Origin of the sequence: Saccharomonospora iraqiensis subsp. paurometabolica YIM 90007 (assembly GCF_000231035.2) — a bacterium.
In the GTDB taxonomy this organism is placed as follows: domain Bacteria; phylum Actinomycetota; class Actinomycetes; order Mycobacteriales; family Pseudonocardiaceae; genus Saccharomonospora; species Saccharomonospora paurometabolica.
Genome location: NZ_KI912261.1, coordinates 102,436 through 102,837, shown reverse-complemented (window position 1 = coordinate 102,837; position 402 = coordinate 102,436). Strand labels below are relative to the sequence as shown.

Here is a 402-nt window from a genome sequence, read left to right as displayed (position 1 = left end):
GCGGTGCTGACCGGTCACGCCCGGCACGCCGCGCGGGCGCTCGGGTTGCTGTCCGGGCTCGGCGGTGTCGCGCTCGCGCTGGACACCTGGCAGCGCGGTCTGGGGGCGTGGTCCACCCCGCCGCAGGAGCACGACCCGATCACGCACAGCGTGATCAGCGCCTACATCCACCACAGCGGGAACGCGGCGCCGTGGCAGACCTGGCCGCTCGACGTCGTCAGCGCCGAACCCGTCGTCTACTACCCGTCGGGCCTGCCCAGGCTGGCCGCGCTGGTCACGCCCGCGGTCGGGGATCCGATGACGGGGCTCAACGTCGTCACCGTCGTGCTGCTGGCGGTGGCGTGGCCGGTGTCGGTGGCGGCGCTGGCGGCGGCGACCGTCCGGCTGGCCGGGCTCGGGACG

Annotated in this window: 1 protein-coding gene; it reads left to right on the top strand. The window is 75.6% G+C overall.

What is annotated here, in order from left to right:
* Positions 1-402 (top strand): DUF6541 family protein (locus SACPADRAFT_RS33555; protein WP_040924764.1); only part of this gene is annotated, 402 nt, incomplete at both ends.